General features: G+C 61.1%; 21 protein-coding genes. 12 read left to right on the top strand and 9 right to left on the bottom strand.

What is annotated here, in order from left to right:
* The first annotated feature begins 102 nt into the window (after window positions 1–102).
* Together SHEL_RS08965 and SHEL_RS08970 are read left to right on the top strand one after the other, a co-directional pair.
* Window positions 103–2553, top strand: a complete 2451-nt coding sequence (locus SHEL_RS08965; RefSeq protein ID WP_012798949.1) for a ribonucleoside triphosphate reductase — start codon at window positions 103–105, stop codon at window positions 2551–2553.
* Between the two features lie 82 nt (window positions 2554–2635).
* A complete protein-coding gene (locus tag SHEL_RS08970) occupies window positions 2636–3547 on the top strand; it encodes an NAD(P)/FAD-dependent oxidoreductase (protein ID WP_012798950.1) in 912 nt (303 codons plus the stop codon).
* A gap of 95 nt (window positions 3548–3642) precedes the next feature.
* Here SHEL_RS08970 and SHEL_RS08975 read toward each other — a convergent pair whose 3' ends face one another.
* Window positions 3643–4719, bottom strand: coding sequence for a uroporphyrinogen decarboxylase family protein (locus SHEL_RS08975; protein ID WP_012798951.1), 1077 nt, complete (start codon window positions 4717–4719; stop codon window positions 3643–3645).
* A gap of 331 nt (window positions 4720–5050) precedes the next feature.
* Between SHEL_RS08975 and SHEL_RS08980 the strand changes: the two genes are divergently transcribed.
* Window positions 5051–5575 carry a nitroreductase family protein gene (locus SHEL_RS08980; protein WP_012798952.1) on the top strand — a complete coding sequence of 175 codons (525 nt, stop codon included), beginning with the start codon at window positions 5051–5053 and terminating at the stop codon, window positions 5573–5575.
* A gap of 125 nt (window positions 5576–5700) precedes the next feature.
* Here SHEL_RS08980 and SHEL_RS08985 read toward each other — a convergent pair whose 3' ends face one another.
* From SHEL_RS08985 to SHEL_RS08995, 3 genes are all read right to left on the bottom strand, one after another.
* Window positions 5701–6774: a M15 family metallopeptidase gene (locus SHEL_RS08985; RefSeq protein WP_012798953.1), complete on the bottom strand. Its 1074-nt coding sequence runs from the start codon at window positions 6772–6774 to the stop codon at window positions 5701–5703.
* 177 nt (window positions 6775–6951) lie between these two features.
* The gene (locus SHEL_RS14460) at window positions 6952–7302 is read right to left on the bottom strand and encodes a winged helix-turn-helix transcriptional regulator (RefSeq protein WP_012798954.1); all 351 of its coding nucleotides are present in this window, start codon (window positions 7300–7302) and stop codon (window positions 6952–6954) included.
* 196 nt (window positions 7303–7498) lie between these two features.
* Window positions 7499–8434 (bottom strand): LysR family transcriptional regulator, encoded by a 936-nt coding sequence (locus SHEL_RS08995; protein ID WP_012798955.1) that lies wholly within the window; start codon window positions 8432–8434, stop codon window positions 7499–7501.
* A gap of 132 nt (window positions 8435–8566) precedes the next feature.
* Between SHEL_RS08995 and acgA the strand changes: the two genes are divergently transcribed.
* The 4 genes from acgA to SHEL_RS09015 all read left to right on the top strand — a co-directional run bounded on the left by acgA (window position 8567) and on the right by SHEL_RS09015 (window position 11893).
* A complete protein-coding gene (acgA, locus tag SHEL_RS15095; protein ID WP_012798956.1) occupies window positions 8567–8788 on the top strand; it encodes an ACGX-repeat peptide in 222 nt (73 codons plus the stop codon).
* Window positions 8789–8854: 66 nt separating this feature from the next.
* On the top strand, window positions 8855–10009 hold the full coding sequence (acgM, locus tag SHEL_RS09005; RefSeq protein WP_012798957.1) for a radical SAM/SPASM domain protein, ACGX system: 1155 nt from the start codon (window positions 8855–8857) through the stop codon (window positions 10007–10009).
* Window positions 10010–10993, top strand: a complete 984-nt coding sequence (locus SHEL_RS09010) for a zinc-binding alcohol dehydrogenase family protein (protein ID WP_012798958.1) — start codon at window positions 10010–10012, stop codon at window positions 10991–10993.
* Window positions 10994–11005: 12 nt separating this feature from the next.
* Window positions 11006–11893, top strand: a complete 888-nt coding sequence (locus SHEL_RS09015; protein ID WP_012798959.1) for a nitroreductase family protein — start codon at window positions 11006–11008, stop codon at window positions 11891–11893.
* A gap of 54 nt (window positions 11894–11947) precedes the next feature.
* Here the strand turns inward: SHEL_RS09015 and SHEL_RS09020 are convergent, their stop codons facing one another.
* The 4 genes from SHEL_RS09020 to SHEL_RS09035 form a co-directional block, all read right to left on the bottom strand.
* Window positions 11948–12949 carry an NADP-dependent oxidoreductase gene (locus SHEL_RS09020; RefSeq protein ID WP_012798960.1) on the bottom strand — a complete coding sequence of 334 codons (1002 nt, stop codon included), beginning with the start codon at window positions 12947–12949 and terminating at the stop codon, window positions 11948–11950.
* The gene (locus SHEL_RS09025; RefSeq protein WP_012798961.1) at window positions 12950–13408 is read right to left on the bottom strand and encodes an Rrf2 family transcriptional regulator; all 459 of its coding nucleotides are present in this window, start codon (window positions 13406–13408) and stop codon (window positions 12950–12952) included.
* A gap of 230 nt (window positions 13409–13638) precedes the next feature.
* On the bottom strand, window positions 13639–14088 hold the full coding sequence (locus SHEL_RS09030) for a zinc ribbon domain-containing protein (RefSeq protein WP_012798962.1): 450 nt from the start codon (window positions 14086–14088) through the stop codon (window positions 13639–13641).
* A gap of 110 nt (window positions 14089–14198) precedes the next feature.
* Window positions 14199–14837, bottom strand: coding sequence for a TetR/AcrR family transcriptional regulator (locus SHEL_RS09035; protein ID WP_012798963.1), 639 nt, complete (start codon window positions 14835–14837; stop codon window positions 14199–14201).
* Window positions 14838–14961: 124 nt separating this feature from the next.
* Here SHEL_RS09035 and SHEL_RS09040 point away from each other — a divergent pair, with 124 nt between their 5' ends.
* Genes SHEL_RS09040 through SHEL_RS09055 form a run of 4 tightly spaced genes read left to right on the top strand, consistent with a single transcriptional unit; the run spans window position 14962 to window position 17226 of the window.
* Complete coding sequence (locus SHEL_RS09040) at window positions 14962–15486, top strand: flavodoxin (protein ID WP_012798964.1); 525 nt, start codon at window positions 14962–14964, stop codon at window positions 15484–15486.
* Window positions 15487–15504: 18 nt separating this feature from the next.
* Entirely contained in the window at window positions 15505–16344 is an 840-nt protein-coding gene (locus SHEL_RS09045; RefSeq protein ID WP_012798965.1) for an SDR family oxidoreductase, read from the top strand.
* Between the two features lie 53 nt (window positions 16345–16397).
* Window positions 16398–16772 carry a nuclear transport factor 2 family protein gene (locus SHEL_RS09050; RefSeq protein ID WP_012798966.1) on the top strand — a complete coding sequence of 125 codons (375 nt, stop codon included), beginning with the start codon at window positions 16398–16400 and terminating at the stop codon, window positions 16770–16772.
* A 22-nt stretch (window positions 16773–16794) separates the two neighbouring features.
* Window positions 16795–17226: a cupin domain-containing protein gene (locus SHEL_RS09055; RefSeq protein ID WP_012798967.1), complete on the top strand. Its 432-nt coding sequence runs from the start codon at window positions 16795–16797 to the stop codon at window positions 17224–17226.
* Window positions 17227–17310: 84 nt separating this feature from the next.
* Here the strand turns inward: SHEL_RS09055 and pdxR are convergent, their stop codons facing one another.
* Window positions 17311–18777 (bottom strand): MocR-like pyridoxine biosynthesis transcription factor PdxR, encoded by a 1467-nt coding sequence (gene pdxR / locus SHEL_RS09060; protein ID WP_012798968.1) that lies wholly within the window; start codon window positions 18775–18777, stop codon window positions 17311–17313.
* 161 nt (window positions 18778–18938) lie between these two features.
* Between pdxR and SHEL_RS09065 the strand changes: the two genes are divergently transcribed.
* A complete protein-coding gene (locus tag SHEL_RS09065; RefSeq protein ID WP_012798969.1) occupies window positions 18939–21230 on the top strand; it encodes a molybdopterin-containing oxidoreductase family protein in 2292 nt (763 codons plus the stop codon).
* Window positions 21231–21281: the final 51 nt, after the last annotated feature.

The following is a 21281-nucleotide window of genomic DNA, read 5'->3' on the forward strand; positions in this document are numbered from 1 at the left end:
GACACAACATATTGATACCAATCCTTCCAAGCTGTTACATTGATGCCCATCCGCATTTAGAGAGTGAATTGCAGGCATCTGTTCAGTTTGAAGGGAACGAACATGTACCAGGTTGTCAAACGAGACGGTAAAATCGTCGATTTCTCCATCGACAAGATCAGTGTGGCCATCACGAAGGCGTTCGACGCGCTCAACAAGCAGTACCACCCCAGCGTCATCGAGCTCATCGCGCTCCATGTCACCTCCGACTTCGAGGATAAGATCGTCGACGACAAGATCACCGTCGAAGACATCCAGGACAGCGTGGAGAAGGTGCTTTCCGAGTCCGGTTACGCCGACGTAGCCAAGGCTTACATCCTGTATCGCCGCCAGCGCGAAAAGGTGCGCAACGTCAACTCCGCACTGCTCAACTACAAAGACCTGGTCGACAACTACCTGAAGATCAACGACTGGCGCGTCAAGGAGAACTCCACCGTCACCTACTCCGTCGGCGGCCTCATCCTTTCGAACTCTGGCGCCATCACCGCCAACTACTGGCTGTCCGAGGTCTACGACGACGAAATCGCCGAGGCCCATCGCAGTGCCGCCATCCATCTGCATGACCTGTCCATGCTCACCGGCTACTGCGCCGGCTGGAGCTTAAAGCAGCTCATCCAGGAGGGTCTGGGCGGCGTCCCGGGCAAGATCACCTCTTCGCCGGCCAGCCACCTGTCCACCCTGTGCAACCAGATGGTCAACTTCCTGGGCATCATGCAGAACGAGTGGGCCGGCGCCCAGGCGTTCTCTTCCTTCGACACCTACCTGGCCCCCTTCGTCAAGGTAGACAACCTGTCCCAGAAGGAAGTCAAGCAGTGCATCCAGTCGTTCATCTACGGCGTCAACACCCCCAGCCGTTGGGGCACCCAGGCACCCTTCTCCAACATCACGTTGGACTGGACGGTCCCCAACGACCTGAAGAACCTCAACGCCATCGTCGGCGGCAAGGAGATGGACTTCACCTACGGCGAATGCCAGCACGAGATGGATATGGTCAACAAGGCGTTCATCGACATCATGATCGAAGGCGACGCCAACGGCCGCGGTTTCCAGTATCCCATCCCCACGTACTCCATCACCCGTGATTTCAACTGGGACGAGACCGAGAACAACAAGCTGCTGTTCGAGATGACGGCCAAGTACGGCACGCCCTACTTCAGCAACTACATCAACTCCGACATGGAACCCTCCGACGTGCGTTCCATGTGCTGCCGCCTGCGCCTTGACCTGCGCGAACTGCGTAAGAAGTCCGGCGGCTTCTTCGGCAGCGGCGAATCCACCGGATCGATCGGCGTCGTGACCATCAACCTGCCCCGCATCGCCTACCTGGCAACCGACGAGGCCGACTTCTACGCACGCCTCGACCACCTGATGGACGTGGCCGCCCGCAGTCTCAAGACCAAGCGCGCGGTCATCACCACGCTGCTGGACAAGGGCCTGTACCCCTACACCAAGCGCTACCTGGGCACCTTCGAAAACCACTTCTCCACTATCGGCCTTATCGGCATGAACGAAGTGGGCCTGAACGCCAACTGGCTGCGCGCCGACCTGACCGACGAGCGCGTGCAGCGCTTCGCCCGTGACGTGCTCAACCACATGCGTAACCGCCTGTCCGACTACCAGGAGATGTACGGCGACCTGTACAACCTGGAAGCCACGCCGGCCGAGTCCACCACGTACCGTTTCGCCAAGCACGACAAGGAGAAGTACCCCGACATCATCACGGCCAACATGAACGGCACGCCGTATTACACCAATTCCAGCCACCTGCCCGTGGGCTACACCGAGGACGTCTTCAGCGCGCTGGACATCCAGGACGACCTGCAGACCCTCTACACCTCCGGCACGGTGTTCCATGCGTTCCTCGGCGAGAAGCTGCCCGACTGGAAGGCGGCCGCCAACCTGGTGCGCAAGATCGCCGAGAACTACAAGCTGCCCTACTACACCATGTCGCCCACCTATTCGGTGTGCAAGGACCACGGCTACCTGACCGGCGAGCAGTTCACCTGCCCGCACTGCGGCGCCAAGACCGAGGTCTACAGCCGCATCACCGGCTACTACCGTCCGGTCCAGAACTGGAACGACGGTAAGGCCCAGGAGTACAAGGACCGCAAGGTGTACAACATCGGGCACTCCACCCTTACGCATCAGGGTCCGAACCCGGCGCCTGTGGACGACGTCATCTGGGAAGCCGCCCAGGAGCGCGGCTGCTGCGAGCCCGCACAGGTGCTCATGACGCCCGAGGCCGAGCCCGAGGTCGAATCCGCACCCGCACCCGCTGCCGACAATCCGCAGATCATCCTGTTCAAGACCCCCACATGCCCCAACTGCAGGGCCGCAGGTGCGCTTCTGGACAAGGCCGGCATCGCCTACCAGGCGGTCAACGCCGACGAATCCAAGGAGCTCGTCGAGAAGTACGGCGTCAAGCAGGCCCCGACGCTGGTGGTCCTGAAGGACGACGGCTTCGAGAGCTATCGCAACGTCTCGAACATCAAGGGCTGGATCAAGGAGCGCTAAGCGCGACGGCAACCCGACTACCGTAAGCTTCAACCGGGCGGACATGGCTGCATGTTCGCCCGCTTTTCGCAAGGAGAGAATCATGCATGACATCATCGTGGTGGGTGCAGGCCCCGCAGGCATGACGGCGGCCCTGTATGCGCTCAGGAACGGCAAGAGCGTCCTGATCATCGAGAAGGAAGGCTTCGGCGGGCAGATGACCCTGTCCCCCAAGATCGAGAACTACCCCGGCACGGTGCAGATCTCCGGCATGGAGCTTGCCGACCAGATGATGAACCAGATCATCGAGCAGGGCGTGGATTTCGAGATCGAAGAGGTGACGGGCATCACGCAGGAAAACGGCACCTTCACCGTAAGCACCGATGACGGAGAGCATCAGGCGAAAGCCGTCATCATCGCGACCGGCGTCAAGCACCGCATGCTGGGGCTTGAAGGCGAAGACGACCTGGTTGGCGACGGCATCTCGTTCTGCGCGGTGTGCGACGGCGACTTCTACACCGACAAGGTAGTCTGCGTGGCCGGCGGCGGCAACTCCGCCCTGCAGGAAGCCGTGCTTCTGGCCACCAAGTGCAAAGAGGTCATCATGCTGCAGGACCTGGAATTCTTCACCGGCGAAGAGCGCCTGCAGGAGGTGCTGTTCGCAAACGAGAACGTAAGCGCCCACACGAACACCCTCATCAAATCGCTGGTCACCGGCAAAGACGGTCTGCGCGGCGTCGAGATCGCCGACCGCACCACCGGCGAATCCCAGGTCGTGGGCTGCGACGGCCTGTTCGTGGCCATCGGCCTGATTCCCGACAACATCCCCTACGCCGAGCTTGCCGACCTGAACGACTGGGGTTATTTCGACTCGGACGAGAACTGCACCACCAAGACGCCGGGTCTGTTCGTGGCCGGCGACTGCCGCAGCAAGTCCATCCGTCAGATTACCACGGCCTCCGGCGACGGCGCCGTAGCAGCGCTTGCCGCCTGCCGCTACATCAATCTGAGCTAAGGGCAAAGCGCATACCCGCAGCCGACAATCAAACAGGGCCGGTTCCCTCGTTCGGAACCGGCCCTGTTTCGTTTGACGCATGCGGGCATGGCGGCTTAGACAGCGCTTCCCTTCTGGCCGATACGGACCGAACCGTACTCGCGCACGGCATCCATGAACGCCACCACGTTCTCCAAAGGTGTATTGACAGGAAGGTCACACCCGGTCGAGACGATGTATCCGCAGGGCGAATCGACGCAATCCTCGATATTTCGCAGCACGTTTTCGCGCACCTCGTCGGGCGTGCCCAGCATCATGACGTCCATGGGGTCGACGTTGCCGATGATCGGCACCTTGTCGCCGCCCATCTCTTTCGCGAAGGTCAGCGGCACCTTCGCGTCCACACTCAGCATGTCGCAGCCCGATTCCAGCATAGCTCCCGTGATCTTGTTGGTGTTGCCGCAGATGTGGTAACCCATGGCCACGTTGTGCTTATGGATGACAGGCGCCAGCTCCTGGGTGTAGGGCAGCACCCATTCGCGATAGGTCTTCTCGTTGATGATGTCGCCCGATGCCACCGGGTCGCAGATGAAGATGTCCACGCCCAGGCTTGCGAACTGGTCGCTCACCAGCTTGAGAGCGTCGGTCGAGAACCGGATGAGCTTGCGGGCAAGCTCGGGTTTCTTGCGGGTGGCCACCAGTAGGTCGCGCATGGGAAGAAGGCTCGCTGCGGCCGTCAAAGGACCGGTCAGACTAGCCGACGTCCCCACCACATCGCCCATCTGGTCCACCAGCATTTCGCAGGCCGTCATGCACATGTCGATCCACGGGTCGTTCTTGCGCAGCACGCAGTCCAGATCGAGTCGGTCGACCTGCTCGATGGATTCAAGCACGTGCTTGTCGATGGATGGCGTCCTGTCGGCCGGATCGTTCAGGACGGTGCCGCAGGCCTGGCCGATGCCGTGCAGACCGTACTCGATAGACAGACCGTCCAATCCCAGCAGGTCGTAGCAGGCCTTCTGCACTTCCACCTGGTGCTCCGCCGAAAGACGCTTGTAACGCATCTCGTATCCGGCAAGCCTGGGGCCGAAGGAATCGACCATCGGCATGGCGGGCAGGCGGTCCACCTCTTCCCCATCGAAGTACGCCGCCATACGCTCATTCGAGGTCATCTCATCTTTTCTCACCTGCATGGTTCGCCCCTTCGCCCATCCGCATCCGTTCGCCGGTACGTATTTGCTTCAATAGTATCGCAGATACCATAGCTCGCATCGGACTGTGCCGTGTTTTTTACGATGCCTTCTGGCAGGACACGACCCTTGGGGCAAATGCCACATTGATGACCTTATTGGGATCGGCAGCGCCCCAAACGACATCCTTTCAGCCGCCGAAGGACCCCATTGGACCAGAACCACCACCCGCATGACGACCAATCGTCCGCAATGCCGATTCCGTACGCCCACGCGGCAGAATAATCCCTAGAATGGCAACTGAAAGCAATCAGGACGCGAAAAGAGGTCTGACATGGAATTCTTGGAATTGGCAAAACGCAGGTATTCGGAACGTTTCTTCGACAGCAAGCCCATTGAACAGGAGAAACTCGACTTGATTCTGGAAGCGGGACGCATCGCCCCGACCGCTGCCAACTATCAACCGCAACGGTTCTTCCTCATCCGCAGCGATGAAGCGCTCGCCAAGCTGAAGACCGTCACCAAATTCACCTTCAACGCCCCGACGGTTATCCTCGTCTGCTACGACGACGATGAGGCATGGGGCACCTTCAACGACAGGCTCCATCCGAACTACTGCTCCGGCGAGCAGGATGCGAGCATCGCTGCTGCAAACATGATGTACGAAGCCGAAAATCTTGGCATCCATACCCTCTGGATCAGGGGGTTCGACTCCCAATCCGTCGTGGACACGTTCGAGCTGCCCGACACTATGATTCCCGTCATGATGCTGGCGCTGGGCTATCCGAACGACCGCGCGAAACCCAGCCAGGCCCACTTCCAGAGGAAGCCCATCGAAGACTTCGTGCTCGAACTGTAACGAAGAAGGGCAGATAAGCCCATTTTGGTTTATCCGCCCCTCCAACAGATGCGTTCGGCCTAATTGCGCCTTATGTTTTGCGCTGCAACGTGGAATAGCCCAGCCTATCGGCCCATTTGCCAATCTTACGCGTACCCCTGCGTCATGAGGTTCCAGCTGCCCTCTCCCTGGGTGCGGCCGAGTATCCACTGGTAGTCGTTGTAGTCCGCATCGGCCTCGAACACAAGCTCGCCGATTTCCTTGGGCGTATGGAAGTCGGAAAGGAGCACGAGAGCCTGGTCGAATTCCGCCGCATCGGGCATCTGCGCCTCGCGCAGCTCGTTGACATAGGCTACGTTGTCTTCGCACGTCTGGTCATCGGTAAAGGCGATGCGCTGCAACGTGACGCCTTCCCAACCGCTGACCATGGCCAGAATCGGATCGAGGGCGCCGTCGATGTCGGTCTCTTCGAATACCTGGGACGTTCCGTAGTCGACCGTGCAATCCGCCACCATCGGGTCGAGCGCGTCCAGATAGCGCTCGTAGGTAATGCCCTGGTCGGTGATTTCCCGCGCCATGTCGGGATCGTCCAGGTAGCGGATGTGCCAAGGTTCGTAACTGTACCCGGTCTCGATCTTCTTCTTAGGCAGATAACGCAGGATGAAACCGTGGTCGGCAAGCTTTGCATGGATTTTCGCCCAGACCTCAGGGTATTGGACCATGTCCTCGTTCATGTACACGTCTTCGCCGTCGATGATCAGATAGAGGTCGAGCGCAAGCCCGGTGTGATGCTCGGAGTAGCCGGGCGTCGCCACATGCAGCTTGGTGTACTCTTCGCCGTAATCCTTGGTGAAATCATCCCAGATGCGCTGCTGCTCGGCAATGGGGCGGAATGCGGAATCCAGGTCCACATACACGCCGTCGGCCTCCAAATCCGCCTTAAGCTCCAGGTAGGCGGCATAGGCCTTCTTCTCGACATCGACGTCCCATCCTGCGGTGTTGGTGAAATGCTCAAGTTCGATGGCCTCTTCCCAACCATCCGGAAGCTTGTTCTGCTTGTTGACGAGCACCGTGTAGTCGATGCCGTCGGCCTCCGCAGAATCAGCTTTATCGTCAGCGGCCTCGTCACCGGTTTTCCCAGAGCAGCCCGCCAGCGCCGCAGCGCCCAACGACACGCCCATGAGCGAAACGAACGTTCTTCTGCTAAAAAAGTTAATCATGCCACAACCTTTCCCCATGGGTTAACTCAGGCAGATTATACTCAAACGCCCCATTCCGCGAAACTCGAAGCGTTCGGGGGCTCAAGCGGCTGTTCGAATGCGGTCGACACGGATGAAAACCGACGTCGTCTCGGGAAGTTCGGCAGACGCGCCGAGCAAAGCGATTCCCCAGAAACGCTACTCGGAAGCCGCGGTATAGAGTTCGGGCCTGTAAGCCACAGCCCAATCCCGCAGCTTGCAAAGTATGGGAACCAAGCTTTCACCGGCTTCGGACAGGCAGTATTCCACCTTCACGGGCATAGTGTCATACATGGTGCGCACGACCAGACCATCTTCCTCAGGCTCCCGAAGCGAGGATGCGAGCATGGTAGGGCTTACGCAGGCCACCAAGCAGGACCTTCTGGACGCTTCGGCCGACGACATGGTGACGATGCAGCCGTTGGGCTGTGCATCGGCACGGGCCGTGGCGAACACAACTGCGTCCACTTTTGCGAACAGCTCCTGGGCTTCTTCCGGGGTTTTTGCCATCCGTCGAAACTCCTTAGCAATACGAATTCCGTACCAACAATGGCACACGGATTACAAGGCTGGCTTAATTAGGCAGTTTAACTGGATATGGTACGGAATTCCGTAGCGCATCGCCGCCGCCAACCATCAGCCGCAACGGTTCTTCCTCATCCGCGGCGAAAGCGATAGGGGCTGCATCTCCAAACTTGCCGAACTTCTAACCGTTGCGTTCGACGGCAGAATCGTCTTGCAGGACGCTCGGCGACTCACCGCTGATGGATTCCTGGGCATACGCATCTTGCGCTATCTCGAGAAAGCGCGGGACCAATCCCCCGCGCTTGACGTTGCGAACGAACGCCCCGTAAGTAGCCTGGGGACTGTTCCGCCAGATGAGCGCCTTCTGGTGCGGATCGGGCATGGTCTCGACGGCGGGTATGAGCGCGTACCCGAAACCTGCATCCACCAGGCAGAACGCTTCGGTCGTCGTCGAGCAGACAATGGTTTGGGACTGGCTGGTTTCAGGAAACGTGCCCTGGGCCAGCGAGCCTTTCCTGCGGATGTTCGCAGGAAGGCATATAACCTGCGAAAACCCCTCTACCTCCTCGTGTCCGACCTCGTCGTATTCGGCCAGGGGAGAATCCTTGCGCACAACGCAGCTGAGTCCGCTCGTATGCAGCGGCCGAAACAGGATTCGCTCCGACTCCGCCGCATCGCTCTTGAAACCGAGCACGATGTCGAGCTGCTCCCGCAGAAGACGGTCGATGTTGGCATCGCGGGGGCCAAGGCTCAGTGTCACATGGAACCCTTCGTAATCCTTGCGAAGCATGTCAAGCACAACGGACAAGCGCATCAGCTCGTTGGGGTCGGAGTATCCTATGGCCAGTTCCACACCTTCGGCCTTCTTGCGTGCCCGCTCCGCGGCGGCATAGGTCATGCGCAGGATCTCACGGGCATCGGGCAAAAACGAAACGCCGAGCGGCGTCAGCAGCACCTCTCTGGTCGACCGGGTGAACAGGGCCCCGCCTAGCTCATCCTCCAACGATGCGACCTGCTTCGATACCGTCGGCTGCGACAAATGAAGCTCATCGGCCGCACGCCGGAAGTTCAGGTTGTCGGCCACCTGCACGAAGCATTCCAATTGGGTTGTGTTCATATTCACACCTTACCAACGATTTATTCTATAATCGCATCAATGATAGCATCATTGACATTCTCTTTCGAGTCCGAACACCGCATACTGGGTTCAGGCGCGGAAAGTACCGCGCACGACAGAAAGAAGGAAATCATGTCCCTCGACCGTTTCGCATCCTGGAACAATGCCCGTTCCGCCTCTTCCGCATGCGGCGCTTCTGATGGCCGCAGCGCATGCGGTGCCTCCGACGGCCGCAGTGCCTGCGGTGCTTCGGATGCCTTCAGCTCCGCCTGCGGCGCCAACGACCTGCGCCCCTCCGCTTGCGGCGCATCCGACGGCCGCAGCTCCGCCTGTGGCGCATCCGACCGCTTCTAAACGAAGCACACCAGACAAGGGCGCCCTCTTCAAGAAGGGCGCTCTTTTTCGAAAGGAAACCACCGTATGGCACGTCCGACCTTCTCGTTTCAGTGGCACCTCCTCGACGACTGCGACCAGCGCTGCAAGCACTGCTACATCTTCTCGGGGGACGAAAACGAGGAACTCAACCGAATGAGCTTCGAGCAGATGCAGCAGACGCTCTCCAATATCGAGGATTTCTGCGAGACCTTCGGGCGCGAGCCGTACCTCTACATCTCCGGCGGCGACCCCATCCTGCATCCCGACTTCTGGAATCTGATGGACCTGCTCAAAAGCAAGGGTATCCGATTCACTATCATGGGCAACCCGTTCCATCTGACAGACGAGGTGTGCGAACGCCTGCATGACAGCGGCTGCGTGCGCTATCAGATGTCGATCGACGGCAACCGCCAAACCCACGATTGGTTCCGAAAGCCTGGATCGTACGACGAGACGCTGGCACGCATCCCCATGCTTGCCCGCCACGGCATCCGTTCCATCATCATGACGACGGTTTCCGACGTGAACGCCGCCGAGCTGCCCGAAATCATCGACGCCGTGGTCGAAGCGAAGGCAAACGCGTTCGCCTTCTCGCGTTACGTTCCGACCTTGGGCGAAAACATGGACGGCCTCTCCCCTCTCGAATACCGCGCCGTGCTCGACCGCGCCCACAAGAAGTTTACGGCCTACGAGGAATCGGGCTGCGAAACCTATTTCAACCGCAAAGACCACTTGTGGCGCCTTTACGAATGGGAAGAAGGGCTCTGGTCGATTCCGGGCAATGCCGAAGAAGGCATCATCTACGACGGGTGCAACTGCGGAAGCGGACATCTGACCATCCTTCCCACCGGCGACGTATACGCCTGCAGGCGCGTGGCCGACTCCAAGGTGGGAAACGCCTACGAAAATCGCCTTGCCGACATTTGGCTGAACTCCATGGAAGACTACCGCCAGATCGATGAGTTCTCCAAGTGCAGCCGATGCGAGCTTTTGGCCTGGTGCCGCGGATGCCCGGCCGTGGCCCGCGGAACCGACGGAAGCTTCTACGGCGAAGACCCGCAATGCTGGCATGAGGTTCCCGAAACGGGCGATCGCAGGCCCGTGCTGCAGATGCCGGCCGAAACGTCCGGTTGCGCCTGCGGCGCCGTGGACCGCATGGTCGCCAACATCGAAGCGGCACTCGAAAGGACGGTGGCGTAGATGCCTTCCGAAACCATGCGCGCACTCGTGATCGAAGACGTCACGCCGGCGGCGGCCGCGCGCCTTTCCACCGTGCCCGTTCCCGAGGTCAAGCCTGGCTGGGCGCTCGTCCGCGTCCGCGGCTTCGGCATGAACCATTCCGAACAGGTCGTGCGGCTGGAAGAAATCAAGCACGACTACATAAAACATCCGGTCATCCCAGGCATCGAGCTTGTCGGCGAAGTCGAGGTCCCTTCCGATTCGGGGCTTGCCAAAGGGCAGAAGGTCTGCGCGCTCATGGGAGGCATGGGTCGCAGTTGGGACGGCTCGTACGCCGAATACTGCCTCGTGCGCACCAACCGCTTGTTCGCAATTCCCGACTCGGCCCGCGAACTTCCCTGGTCGAAGCTGGCAGCCGTTCCCGAAACGTTCTTTACGGCCTGGGGGTCGCTTTTCGAAGGGCTGCAGATCTGCCCCGACGACCGCCTGCTCATCCGCGGCGCGTCCTGCGGCTTGGGCTATGCTGCAATTCAGCTGGCGCACGCGCTCGGGTGCACGGTCGTCGCGACCACGCACAGGGAGAAGTACCGCGCAACCCTCGAACGCTTCGGCGCGGACACGGTTATCGTCGATAGCGAAGGATCCCTTGCTGAACAGGGCATACAGTCCGACAAGGTGCTCGAGCTGATCGGGGCTGCCACGCTGCGCGATTCGCTGGGCCTGCTCGCTCCAAAAGGCATCTGCTGCCACACGGGCATCTTGGGCGGAGCGGAGCAGCTCGAAGGGTTCGACCCCATAAAAGACATCCCCAACGGAAGGTATCTGACCGGCTTCTTCTCAAACTACCCGACGCAGGAAACTATAACCGCCATCTTCGAGTTCGTGGTGGAACACGGCATCGAGCCGTACGTCGCCGAGGTCTTCAGCTTCGACCGTCTGACTGACGCAATCGCCCTTCAGGACGAAGGCGGTTTCCAGGGCAAGCTTGTGGTCGTGGACGAATAGCGAGGTGCGCCCATGGGTGTCGAGTCGAAAACGCTGTTCAAGGTGGACGTGGACCGCTGCATCCGCTGCGGGCGGTGCGTGAACGTCTGCTCGGGCATGGTGCTCGAGCGAGGTCGGGACCAAACGCCGCACATGCTGCCCTTCGAACGCTTCGGCTGGAAAGGCTGTTGGCGGTGCGAGCATTGCCTTGCCGTGTGCCCCGTGGGGGCCATCTCGATATTCGGGAAGGACCCGTCCGACTCGTCGTCGCCCGCCCCGCCTGAGGCCGCCGATCATCTGGAACGGCTGGTGGCCAACCGCAGAACCTGCAGGCGCTACCTGGACAAAGACGTGGACCCGACCATCGTCGACAGCATTCTGGACGCCATGCAGAACGTGCCCGCCGGCGGAAACGCCCAAAACACCGAATACACCGTGATCGATTCGAAAGAACGGATGGACCGCATTCGAGAAAGCGCCTATGCCGCCATGGAGCAGGCGGCGGCAGAAGGCCGCTATACTTCGAGCTTCGACGCGTTCTATTACCGCAAGATGAAACAGTCGGAGGCAACGGTGCGCAAAGGCGACCTGCTTTTCTGCGGAGCTCCGCACCTGTTCGTAGCGCACGCGAAGGCCACGGGCCGCTGGGCCGACGATTACGCCGTCAACTGCAATCTGGCCACAGCCTATTTCGAGCTTTTGGCCAACGCCCACGGCTTGGGCACCGCCATCATGAGCTATCCGTCCGACGTGCTCAACGAGCTTGCGCCCGAAGCTCGCGCCATGCTTGGCATTCCCGCCGACCACTACATGAAGCCTGTCGTCGGGTTCGGTTACCCCGAGATCCCCTATGCCCGCGGCGTGCGGAAAAACCGCCGCAAAGTGCATCGGTGGTCGAAGTACGCCGAATCGGGCATCTAAGCCCCGTGCGGCTCGACAGCATACGCCAAGTTATCTTCGGACGCCTGACCCCGCCTAGCGAATCTTCAGGATGGTTTTGCCTTTGGACCCGCCTGCGGCCACCTTGCCCATTGCAGCGTTCACCTGGTCCAACTCGAAGACGCCGTCCACAGAGGCCACAATCCTCCGCTCGCCGAGGATGCCCGGCAAGCTTTCGAGCCCCGCGCCGTCCTCGTGCACGAACACGAAGCGGTAGCTCTGGCCGCGCTTGGCGGCCATCTTGTCGTACTTGCCGCCGACCATGCGGAATCCCAGACGTTTCCACGCGGCAAGCCCCGCGCGCTTCGCGAATTCGCCGTTGGGCAGCCCCCGCAACGAAACGAGCATGCCGCCCGGTTTGAGAACGGAAAACTCCTTTTCCAGCTCGCGGTCCCCCAGGGTGTCGAGCACATAATCGACGTCATGCAGCACGTCCGCATAATCCTGCTTGCGGTAGTCGATAAACGTGGAGGCGCCCAGGCTCAGCATGCGCTGCTCCGAAGCCCCGTTGCCGTTGGTGGCCACCTTCAGCCCGAGTCCTGCGGCAATGGGAACCGCCATGGCGCCGAGGCTTCCCGTTCCGCCCGAAATGAAGATGGATTCGCCGGCTTTCGCACCCATGAGCTCCAGCGACTGTAAGGCCGTCAACGCCGTAAGCGGCACGCAGGCCGCCTCCTCGTCGGAGAGGCAATCGGGCACTTTCGCCAGCGCCGTCGTGCTGACGGCCGCATATTCGGCGAACGCACCGATTTTCGAAAGCGGCATGCGGCCGTACACGCGGTCGCCCACAGCAAAGCGGCTCACGCCGGCGCCCAGCTTCTCCACCGTGCCCACAAGCTCGTTGCCCATGACCAGCGGGAAACGGTACGGCACGATGAGCTTGACCTCGCCCCGCACGATCATGTTGTCGAGCGGGTTCACGCCCGCTGCGCTCACCTTAACCAGGACCTCACCTGCAGCGGGTTCCGGCATCGGCATGTCCCGCACCGCAAGTTCGCTTCCGTTCTTGTTGTAGCCGTCAAGCACTGCCGCCTTCATTTAGGCCTCCTCTTCCTGAAGATACTCATCGCCCGTCTTTTTCGCATCCTCACGCAGAAGCGCGATGCAGTCCGCCAGCGTCCGACCCTCCAGCGCACGCATAGCCGCCTCGTCCACGTCGGCGAACAGATCGCCGATGACCGGACGTATGTGTCGGCCGACTATGCACTTGTCGCTGGGATTTCGGTGCGCGTCGAAAACGCGGACCGTCTCCTGGCCGCAGGCGGCGCGATACACGTCGAGCAACGTGAGCTCATCGGCAGGAACAGCCAGGACGAATCCTGTCCGTCCAGGGCGGCTTGCGATGATGCCGGCGCCCCGTAGCGCCGTCGCAAGCCTGCGCACCCAGCTCGGATTCGTGCCGATGCTCTCGGCAATCTGCGCCGAAGACATCGGGGTCTGCGCCTCCGAAACAAGTATGAGCAGGTGCACCGCCGACGAGAACCTTACGTCGTTCAAGCGTATCCCCTTCTTTAACCTGTTACTATTGCAGATACATCTTAAGGAAAAGGAGGTGTTTCGTCAAGCGCCGCTCGGCGATTGCGGCTTGAAGGTGCGTTGCCGAACCCATGCAGGCAAGGCGTCTTACCCGCATTCGAACCCCATGAAAAAGAAAGCCGGGGAAACATCCCCGGCATCGAGAAGCCGCTCTGTTGCGGAAAGCCAATCGCAGCATGCCGTGCGACGGCTTAGTCCTTCTTCCACCGTTTGAGGTTGGGCAGCATTGCCCCCATGAGCGAAACGGCCTGGTCGTGGCTCATGCCGGTGTGCTCGGCCATATACGGAGCGCAGCTTTCGATCATGTTGTCCAAATCGGTCTCGTAAGTGTAGGAACCGTCCTGATAGCACCACTTGCAGTAGTCGCCAGAGGGGCTTCCGTCGGCCTCGGTACCTTGGATGGCGGGGTCCGCTATGGGCATGCCGCAGCTCTGGCAGAAGTGCTCGGGCATTTCCAGAAGCACTCCCACAGGAACCCCGAGCGTGACGGCGAGCAGCTTGATCATGTCCACGTTCGGCGTCGTTTCGCCCGTCTCCCATCGGCTCACCGCCTGGCGGGTGACGTATAGTTTGTTCGCAAGTTCCTGCTGCGTAAGGCCGCGATCCGAGCGCAATTGGGGAAGGATATCTTTTATCGCCATGGTGGCCGCCTTTCTGTCGCGTTGCAACGAATCGAGGTAAGTGTACCTGCTGGGCTAGGCGCGGTCGAGCAACATCCTGTTGCCTTGCCGTCCGGCCGCCCCCACCGTGCCTAGCGAGCAGCGCCTTCGATGCACAGGTGCACGAAGTCGGCGTAGGCAGCTTCGAACGTGCCTTGCGTCTCGGGGATGCCGGCCGCGCGCATGGCCTGCTTGGTCGTTTCCGAGAAATGGAAGTGGTCCCAAAGCCCTGGCGCTTGGTAAAGCAGGCGCAGATACAGGTCGAGTGCTGCAGGCTCTTCGATACCGCACTGGCGCGACAGGACGGCAGCCACAGGCTTCACCATGTCCGTGAACCCGCGCTTGAAAGCGGTCAGCCGCTCCAATGTGACGTTGCTTTCGATAATGGACACGAGAATACCCTGATAGCGCAGGAACGCTGCATGCCGCCCCGTGGTTTCGGCCCATATGCGGGCGAATTCGGCCGAGCTGAGCGGCGCATCCTCAAGGTTGGCGGAAAGATCTTCGAGCCAGGCGCGGTTCTTCTGCGCGTGCAGCTCCAGGAAGATCTCCTCCTGCGTGGCTGCGTATTTATAGAGGTTCGAACGCGACCATCCCAGATGCTCGGCAATCGTGCCCATCGTTATCTGATGATAGGGCCTACCCGCAAACAGCTCGTCGGCCGCCTGCATGATCGCCGCCATGCGCTCTTGCTTGTGTTCAGGAGAGCGCGCCCGTATGTAATCGCCCATGGGATCTCCGTTCGGTTTCGTGTTCGCGACGTGAATTCTAACAAAGGACTTGCTTTCGTGACAAGTTGTCGCTTATACTCTCCACAGCTAAGAGACATCTTGTCGCTAATTGAAAGGACACATCATGGCAAACCTCATCGTGTACTACTCCCGCAAGGGCGAGAACTACTGGGCCGGCGGCATCAAGAACATCGCCAAAGGCAACACCGAGCGCGTGGCCGAGTTCGTGCAGGAGGCCGTGGGCGGCGACCTGTTCGAGATCGAGACCGAAAAGACCTATTCGGCCAGCTACATGGAATGCATCGACGACGCCAAGGCCGAGCTGCAGGCCGACGCCCGCCCGGAGCTGAAGCGCTATCTTGAAGATGCAGGCCTGAACATGGACGACTACGACACCATCTTCCTGGGCTACCCCAACTGGTGGGGCACGTGCCCCATGTGCGTTTTCACGTTCCTGGAGCACTACGACCTGGCCGGCAAGCGCATCGTGCCCTTCTGCACCAACGAAGGTTCCGGCATGGGCGGAAGCGAAAAGCACCTGAAAAAGGTTTGCCCGGCCGCGAAGATCGAGCGCGGCCTGTCCATCACCGGCAACCAGGCCGCCCAGTCCAAGGACAAGGCTCAGGCCTGGGCACGCAAGTTCGCGTAATTCGAAAGAGGCTTCATCATGACCAACGAAGCGGTTCTCTGGACGGGCGCGGGGCAGATAGGCATGGCCATCGCCCGCCGCGTCGGCTACGGCAAGAAGATCCTCGTGGGCGACAAATCCATCGCCAACGCGAACGCCATCGCCAAGATCATGAACGAAGCCGGCTTCGACGTTGAGCCCTACGAGATGGACCTGTCAAGCCGCGAATCGATCCTGGGCATAATCGCACGGGCGCAGGAGCTGGGAGAAATAACCACGCTCATCAACGCGGCGGGCGTCTCGCCCAGCCAGGCCCCGATCGAAACCATCCTGAAGGTGGACCTGTACGGCACCGCCGTGCTGCTGGAGGAAGTCGGCAAGGTCATAGCCCCCGGCGGCGTGGGCGTCACCATAAGCAGCCAGTCGGGCAAGCGCATGCCGCAGCTCACGCCCGAAGAGGACCGCGCGCTGGCCTGCACCCCCACCGAGGAGTTGCTCGACCTGCCGCTGCTCCAGCCCGAAAACGTGCGCGACACGCTGCACGCCTACCAGCTGGCCAAGCGTTGCAACGAGAAGCGCGTCATGTTCGAGGCCTGCCGCTGGGGCGAAAAGGGCGCGCGCATCAACTCGATCAGCCCGGGCATCATCGTGACGCCGCTTGCGATTGACGAGTTCAACGGCCCGCGCGGCGACTTCTACAAGAACATGTTCGCCAAATGCCCGGCGGGGCGTCCCGGCACAGCCGACGAGGTGGGCGCGCTCGCCGAACTGGTGATGGGTCCGCAAGGCGCGTTCATCAGCGGCAGCGACTTCCTCATCGATGGCGGGGCCACCGCAAGCTACTACTACGGCCCGCTTCAACCCGAGAAGCAAGAATAGACCGCACGCGTCGCACCGAAAGAAAACCTCTCGGTGCGTTTTAGGAGGAACCGATGACCGACGAAGAGGCCTGCGCGCAGCTCTACCGCGACCTGTGCGACGCATCCATGCGAAAGGACGCCGAGGGCATGGCGGCAGTGCTCGCCGACGACTATGCGCTGGTGCACATGACGGGCATGAGGCAGCCCAAGCGCGCATACATCGCCTCGGTGGTCGACGGCACGCTGAACTACTATTCGACGGAGCACGATTCCATCGAGGTGAGCATCGACCCCGACGGCAAGCACGCTTCCATCCGCGGGCGCTCGCGCGTGAACGCGGCCGTGTTCGGTGGCGGCCGCCATACCTGGCGCCTGCAGCAGGACCTTCAAGCCGAAAAACGGGACGGCGTATGGCTTCTGACGGAATCGTATGCCTCGACGTATTAAACAACCAGCACAGGAGGAAACCATGAGCACAACAACGGACAAGGCGGAGTTCGAACGCATCGACGCATTCGGCGTCGGCGAGCCGAACCCCTACGGTGCGTATTTCACCGGCGAGTCGTACCTGAACGTGTTGACCCCCCAAGGCTACGCCCCAGGCGTCGTGAACGTGACGTTCGAACCGGGCTGCCGCAACTTCTGGCACATCCACCACGCAAGCAAGGGCGGCGGGCAGCTTCTGCTGTGCACCGCAGGTGAGGGATGGTATCAGGAATGGGGCAAGCCTGCCCAGCGGCTCGTGCCGGGCACGGTCGTGTGCATCCCGCCGGAAGTGAAGCACTGGCACGGTGCGGCGGCCGACAGCTGGTTCAGCCACCTTTCGGTCGAAGTTTCCGGAGAGAACTCGTCCACCGAGTGGCTCGAGCCGGTTTCCGACGAGGAATACGCGGCGCTGTAGGCCGCCCCGCAACGATCCGACGCAAACCCCGTTAAGCGCTTAACTGCGGGGTTTTCCTTTACGCATCGGCTTCGCAAAGCCGAACTACCGGCGCCAAGCGCGCGCGAGGGCTTCCACCCCGGCGGGAATGTCTTCGGGTTTGATGGACGAGAACCCCACCATCAGGCTTTCCTCAGGTGCGGAGCGCGAAAACCACATACGCTGCGTCCCGTAGACCGCCGCCCCTTCCCGTCTGGCGCTCGAAATGAGCTCCTGCTGCGTCATGCCGTTGGGAACGGACACGTACAGATGCATGCCAGAATGCTGCCCGGATATGCGTATGCTGTCGCCGAACGCGTCCGTAAGCCCGGACAGAAGCGCGTCGTGGCGCTTGCGCATGAGCTTCGTCATGCGGCGAATGTGCTGGTCCCAGTATCCTTCGGCCATGAACCGCGCCAGCACCTCCTGCTCCAGCCACGGAATGCTGGGGTGGGCGTAGTTGAACAGACGGAAATAGCGCCCCAGAAGCTTGGGCGGCAGCACCAGATAGGCCACGCGCATGCTGGGCGACAGGACCTTCGAAACGTTGCACATATATATGACGCGGCTGTAGGCGTCGAGGGACTGCAGGCTGGGTATGGGCGCGGTCTCGTAGCGGTACTCGTTGCAGCTGTCGTCCTCGATGATGTACGCGTTGTTCTGCTGCGCCCACTTCAGAAGGCGTGTTCGGGCGTCGATCGCCATGATGCGCCCCGTGGGGAACTGGTGCGACGGCGTGCAGAACACGATCTTCGGGCGGTAACGCTCCAGCGCCTCGAAATAGGCGTCCATGCCGCAATCGGACGGCAGCGGCACCAGACCGAACCCCATGCGCTGGGCCACTTCGCTAACCGTGGCGTAGCCAGGCTCCTCCAACCCTACCGTGTGGTGCTCCCGCGAGAACAGCTGGAACACCGTGGCCAGCGACCCGTCGGTACCCGATTGAGGAATCACCTGCTCAGGCACGCAATCGACGCCTCTTGCCCGCTTGAGGTACGCACATATCTGTCGGCTGAGCTCGTTGGGTTCGGAAGTGTAGGCATAACGTCCCAGCTCGGGTATGACCGACGAGTGGAGCATCTCCCCCACCAGCCGGTACCACGTTTTCACAGGGAACGAATCATCGGGAAGGTTCGCATAGGAGAAATCGTAGAGAGCCTGTCCGCCTTGGAGGTTCTCGGCGAAAAAAGCATCCTGGCTGCGCGATTCGACCGACCGCTGCACGTTCTTCTCGATGGTAGAATCTCGCGTCATCTGCAGAAACCCGGTATCCAGCTTTTCGACCACATACCCGCTGCGCGCCATGTTGCGCACGTACCCTTCGACGGCGAGCTGGAGGTAGGCCTGCTCCACCGTGGTGTGCGACACCCCCAGATGCCCGCAGAGCTTGCGTATCGAAGGCAGCCGATCGCCCGCAGCCAACGACCCGTCGACGATGGCACCGCTCACCTGCCGGTAAATCTGGCGGTACAGAGGCTCCAACGACCCCTCGTCGACCGAAAGCATGATTTCGCGCTGTTTCGAACGTGCCATCTACCCCCCCAAAGGTGACGAACCGCGGCATTTCCCTCTTTGGAACTCGCGAAAGTATAGCAAATTGTCCGTATCGGTTTAAACCCATCTGTCCGTACCGTATTTTCTCAGCGCTCAATAAAATGCAGGGCACCGGAAGATACGGAAAGGAAGGAAGACAGATGGAGAGATCTCATCTCAGCACGCTCAGCCGCCGCGGCTTCATGAAGGGCTCGGCGCTGGCAAGCTTGGGCCTGGGGGTTGGCCTGAGCGGACTGACCGGTTGCGCACCCACCGAGGCGCCGAAGGCCGATCAGCCTGCCGCCGAGACGACCGACGCAGCCACCAGCGGCTACCAGTACGAGCCCGAGACGTCCGAGGGCGAATGGATCCACACCGCATGCCAACGCAACTGCTTCGACACCTGCATGATTCTGGCGAAGGTGGTCGACGGCACCCTGGTCAAGGTCAAGGGCGACCCCGACAACCCCTACACCGCAGGCGGCCTGTGCGTGAAGACGCAGAGCTACGTGGACTGGACCTACAGCGAGGAGCGCATCCTGTACCCGCTGCGCCGCACCGGCACCAAGGGCCCCGGCTGCACGTTCGAGCGCATCAGCTGGGATGACGCCATCGAGGAGATCACCACCAAGTGGAAGGACATCATCGACCAGTACGGCGGAGAGGCCATCACCTGGAGCCGCTACCAGGGCAACCAGGGCAGCCTGAACCGCCGCGTGCTCGAGCCCCTGTTCTTCAAGATGGGCGCCACCTACTGCGAAGGCTCCATGTGCAACAACGGCTACGTGCACAGCCTCCCCTACACCACGGCCGGCGTTCCCGTGATGCGCGCCGAGGCCATCGCCGAGAAGAGCCTTTACATCAGCTGGGCGCATAACCCGGCGGCCACGTCGCTGCACACCATGAAGTTCATCAAGGAGATGAACAAGAACGGCGGCAAGATCGTGGTCATCAACCCCGTCGCCACCGTCGAGACCATGTGGGCAGACGTGTTCGTGCAGCTGAAGGCCGGCACCGACGTGGCCTTCGCCCTGGGCATCGGCAAGTATCTGCTCGACAACGACATGTACGACGCCGAATGGATCGAGCAGTGGGCGCAGGGTCTGGACGACTACAAGGCCGAATGCGACGAGTGGCCCGCAGACCGCGTGGCCGAGGTGTGCGGCGTTCCCGCCGAGCAGGTGGCCCAGGTGGCCGAGCTTCTGTGGGAGAACCGCGAGAACGCATGCCTGAAGACCGGCCTGTGCCTGGGCCGTCGCCTGAACGGCGGCATGAGCCACATCTCCATCAAGTGCCTGTCCGGCCTGGTGGGCCATCCCGAAATGTACTTCAACATGACCAGCTCCGGCGGCCTGCAGCTGTTCAGCAACGGCGCACCTGCCATGCAGGACACCATGTTCGAAGGCAAACTTCCCAGCGAGGCCGAGCCCGTGGGCACCGTGCGCAACTACTCCAGCCCCGACCTGGGCAAGGTTCTGACCAGCCAGAACTACGGCGAGGATCACAACTTCGCCGACAACCCGATTCGTTCCATCATGTTCTTCGGCAACAACGCCATGGTCAGCCACCCCAACCTGAACCTGGTGAAGGAAGGTCTCATGCGCGAAGACCTGTTCACGGTGGTGCACGACCTGTTCATGACCGACACCTGCGACTACGCCGACATCATCCTGCCTGCGCCGACGAACTTCGAGTACGAGGAGTTCAACGGCGGTTACGGCCACAACTACGCCGTCCACAACCAGCCGGTCATCGAGACCATGGGCGAGTGCGTGGCCAACTGGGATCTGTGCAACCGTTTGGGCCAGGCCATGGGCTTCGACGACGAGGCCTTCCATCGCGACGAGCAGTGGTTCCGCGACCTGTTCATGACCGACAAGCCCTTCACCTACGAAGAGTTCGTCGAGAAGGGATGGATCGACTGCGAGCCCAAGACCTTCGACGAGGCCGTTTACAACGGAGAAGGCTTCAAGACCCCCAGCGGCAAGTTCCAGTTCGCAAGTGACGAGCTTGAGCACGACCACGGCACGCGCGCCCCGCACTACGTGGACGACCCCGAGAGCCTGCAGGGCGACCCGGAGCTTCTGGCGAAGTATCCTCTGGCGCTCATCTCCGCAAGCGCTAAGGAATACCTGAACGGCATGTTCGGCAACATGCCCGACAACAACCTTCTGTTCGAGGAGAACTACCTGTACATCGATGCCGAAGAGGCCGAGGAGCGCGGCATCGCCGACGGCGACGAGGTCATCGTGCGCAATGACCGCGGCGAGCTGCACCGCATCGCCCGCGTGCTTGAGAACCGCATCGCCGAGCACACCGTGTACACCTACCCCAGCACCTGGGACAAGTTCGCCAACTACCAGACGGTGAACTTCCTGACCACCGACGCCCGTGCAGACATCGGCCGCGGCGTGTCGTTCCAGAGCTGCCTGGTGGAAGTCGAAAAGGCATAACGGCTCCGCGCCGAGCAAGCAATGCGGGGCGCAGGCCTGCAACTGCGCCCC

The sequence above is a fragment of the Slackia heliotrinireducens DSM 20476 genome (assembly GCF_000023885.1).
Classification (GTDB): domain Bacteria; phylum Actinomycetota; class Coriobacteriia; order Coriobacteriales; family Eggerthellaceae; genus Slackia; species Slackia heliotrinireducens.

Coding starts and splice junctions, on each gene's coding strand:
- SHEL_RS08970 (WP_012798950.1), top strand. CDS start 2,636: ATGCATGACATCATCGTGGTGGGTGCAGGCCCCGCAGGCATGACGGCG.
- SHEL_RS08995 (WP_012798955.1), bottom strand. CDS start 8,434: ATGAACACAACCCAATTGGAATGCTTCGTGCAGGTGGCCGACAACCTG.
- SHEL_RS09020 (WP_012798960.1), bottom strand. CDS start 12,949: ATGAAGGCGGCAGTGCTTGACGGCTACAACAAGAACGGAAGCGAACTT.
- SHEL_RS08965 (WP_012798949.1), top strand. CDS start 103: ATGTACCAGGTTGTCAAACGAGACGGTAAAATCGTCGATTTCTCCATC.
- SHEL_RS08985 (WP_012798953.1), bottom strand. CDS start 6,774: ATGATTAACTTTTTTAGCAGAAGAACGTTCGTTTCGCTCATGGGCGTG.
- SHEL_RS09040 (WP_012798964.1), top strand. CDS start 14,962: ATGGCAAACCTCATCGTGTACTACTCCCGCAAGGGCGAGAACTACTGG.
- SHEL_RS09065 (WP_012798969.1), top strand. CDS start 18,939: ATGGAGAGATCTCATCTCAGCACGCTCAGCCGCCGCGGCTTCATGAAG.
- SHEL_RS08980 (WP_012798952.1), top strand. CDS start 5,051: ATGGAATTCTTGGAATTGGCAAAACGCAGGTATTCGGAACGTTTCTTC.
- acgA (WP_012798956.1), top strand. CDS start 8,567: ATGTCCCTCGACCGTTTCGCATCCTGGAACAATGCCCGTTCCGCCTCT.
- acgM (WP_012798957.1), top strand. CDS start 8,855: ATGGCACGTCCGACCTTCTCGTTTCAGTGGCACCTCCTCGACGACTGC.
- SHEL_RS14460 (WP_012798954.1), bottom strand. CDS start 7,302: ATGGCAAAAACCCCGGAAGAAGCCCAGGAGCTGTTCGCAAAAGTGGAC.
- SHEL_RS09035 (WP_012798963.1), bottom strand. CDS start 14,837: ATGGGCGATTACATACGGGCGCGCTCTCCTGAACACAAGCAAGAGCGC.
- SHEL_RS09030 (WP_012798962.1), bottom strand. CDS start 14,088: ATGGCGATAAAAGATATCCTTCCCCAATTGCGCTCGGATCGCGGCCTT.
- SHEL_RS09055 (WP_012798967.1), top strand. CDS start 16,795: ATGAGCACAACAACGGACAAGGCGGAGTTCGAACGCATCGACGCATTC.
- SHEL_RS09050 (WP_012798966.1), top strand. CDS start 16,398: ATGACCGACGAAGAGGCCTGCGCGCAGCTCTACCGCGACCTGTGCGAC.
- SHEL_RS09015 (WP_012798959.1), top strand. CDS start 11,006: ATGGGTGTCGAGTCGAAAACGCTGTTCAAGGTGGACGTGGACCGCTGC.
- pdxR (WP_012798968.1), bottom strand. CDS start 18,777: ATGGCACGTTCGAAACAGCGCGAAATCATGCTTTCGGTCGACGAGGGG.
- SHEL_RS09010 (WP_012798958.1), top strand. CDS start 10,010: ATGCCTTCCGAAACCATGCGCGCACTCGTGATCGAAGACGTCACGCCG.
- SHEL_RS08975 (WP_012798951.1), bottom strand. CDS start 4,719: ATGCAGGTGAGAAAAGATGAGATGACCTCGAATGAGCGTATGGCGGCG.
- SHEL_RS09045 (WP_012798965.1), top strand. CDS start 15,505: ATGACCAACGAAGCGGTTCTCTGGACGGGCGCGGGGCAGATAGGCATG.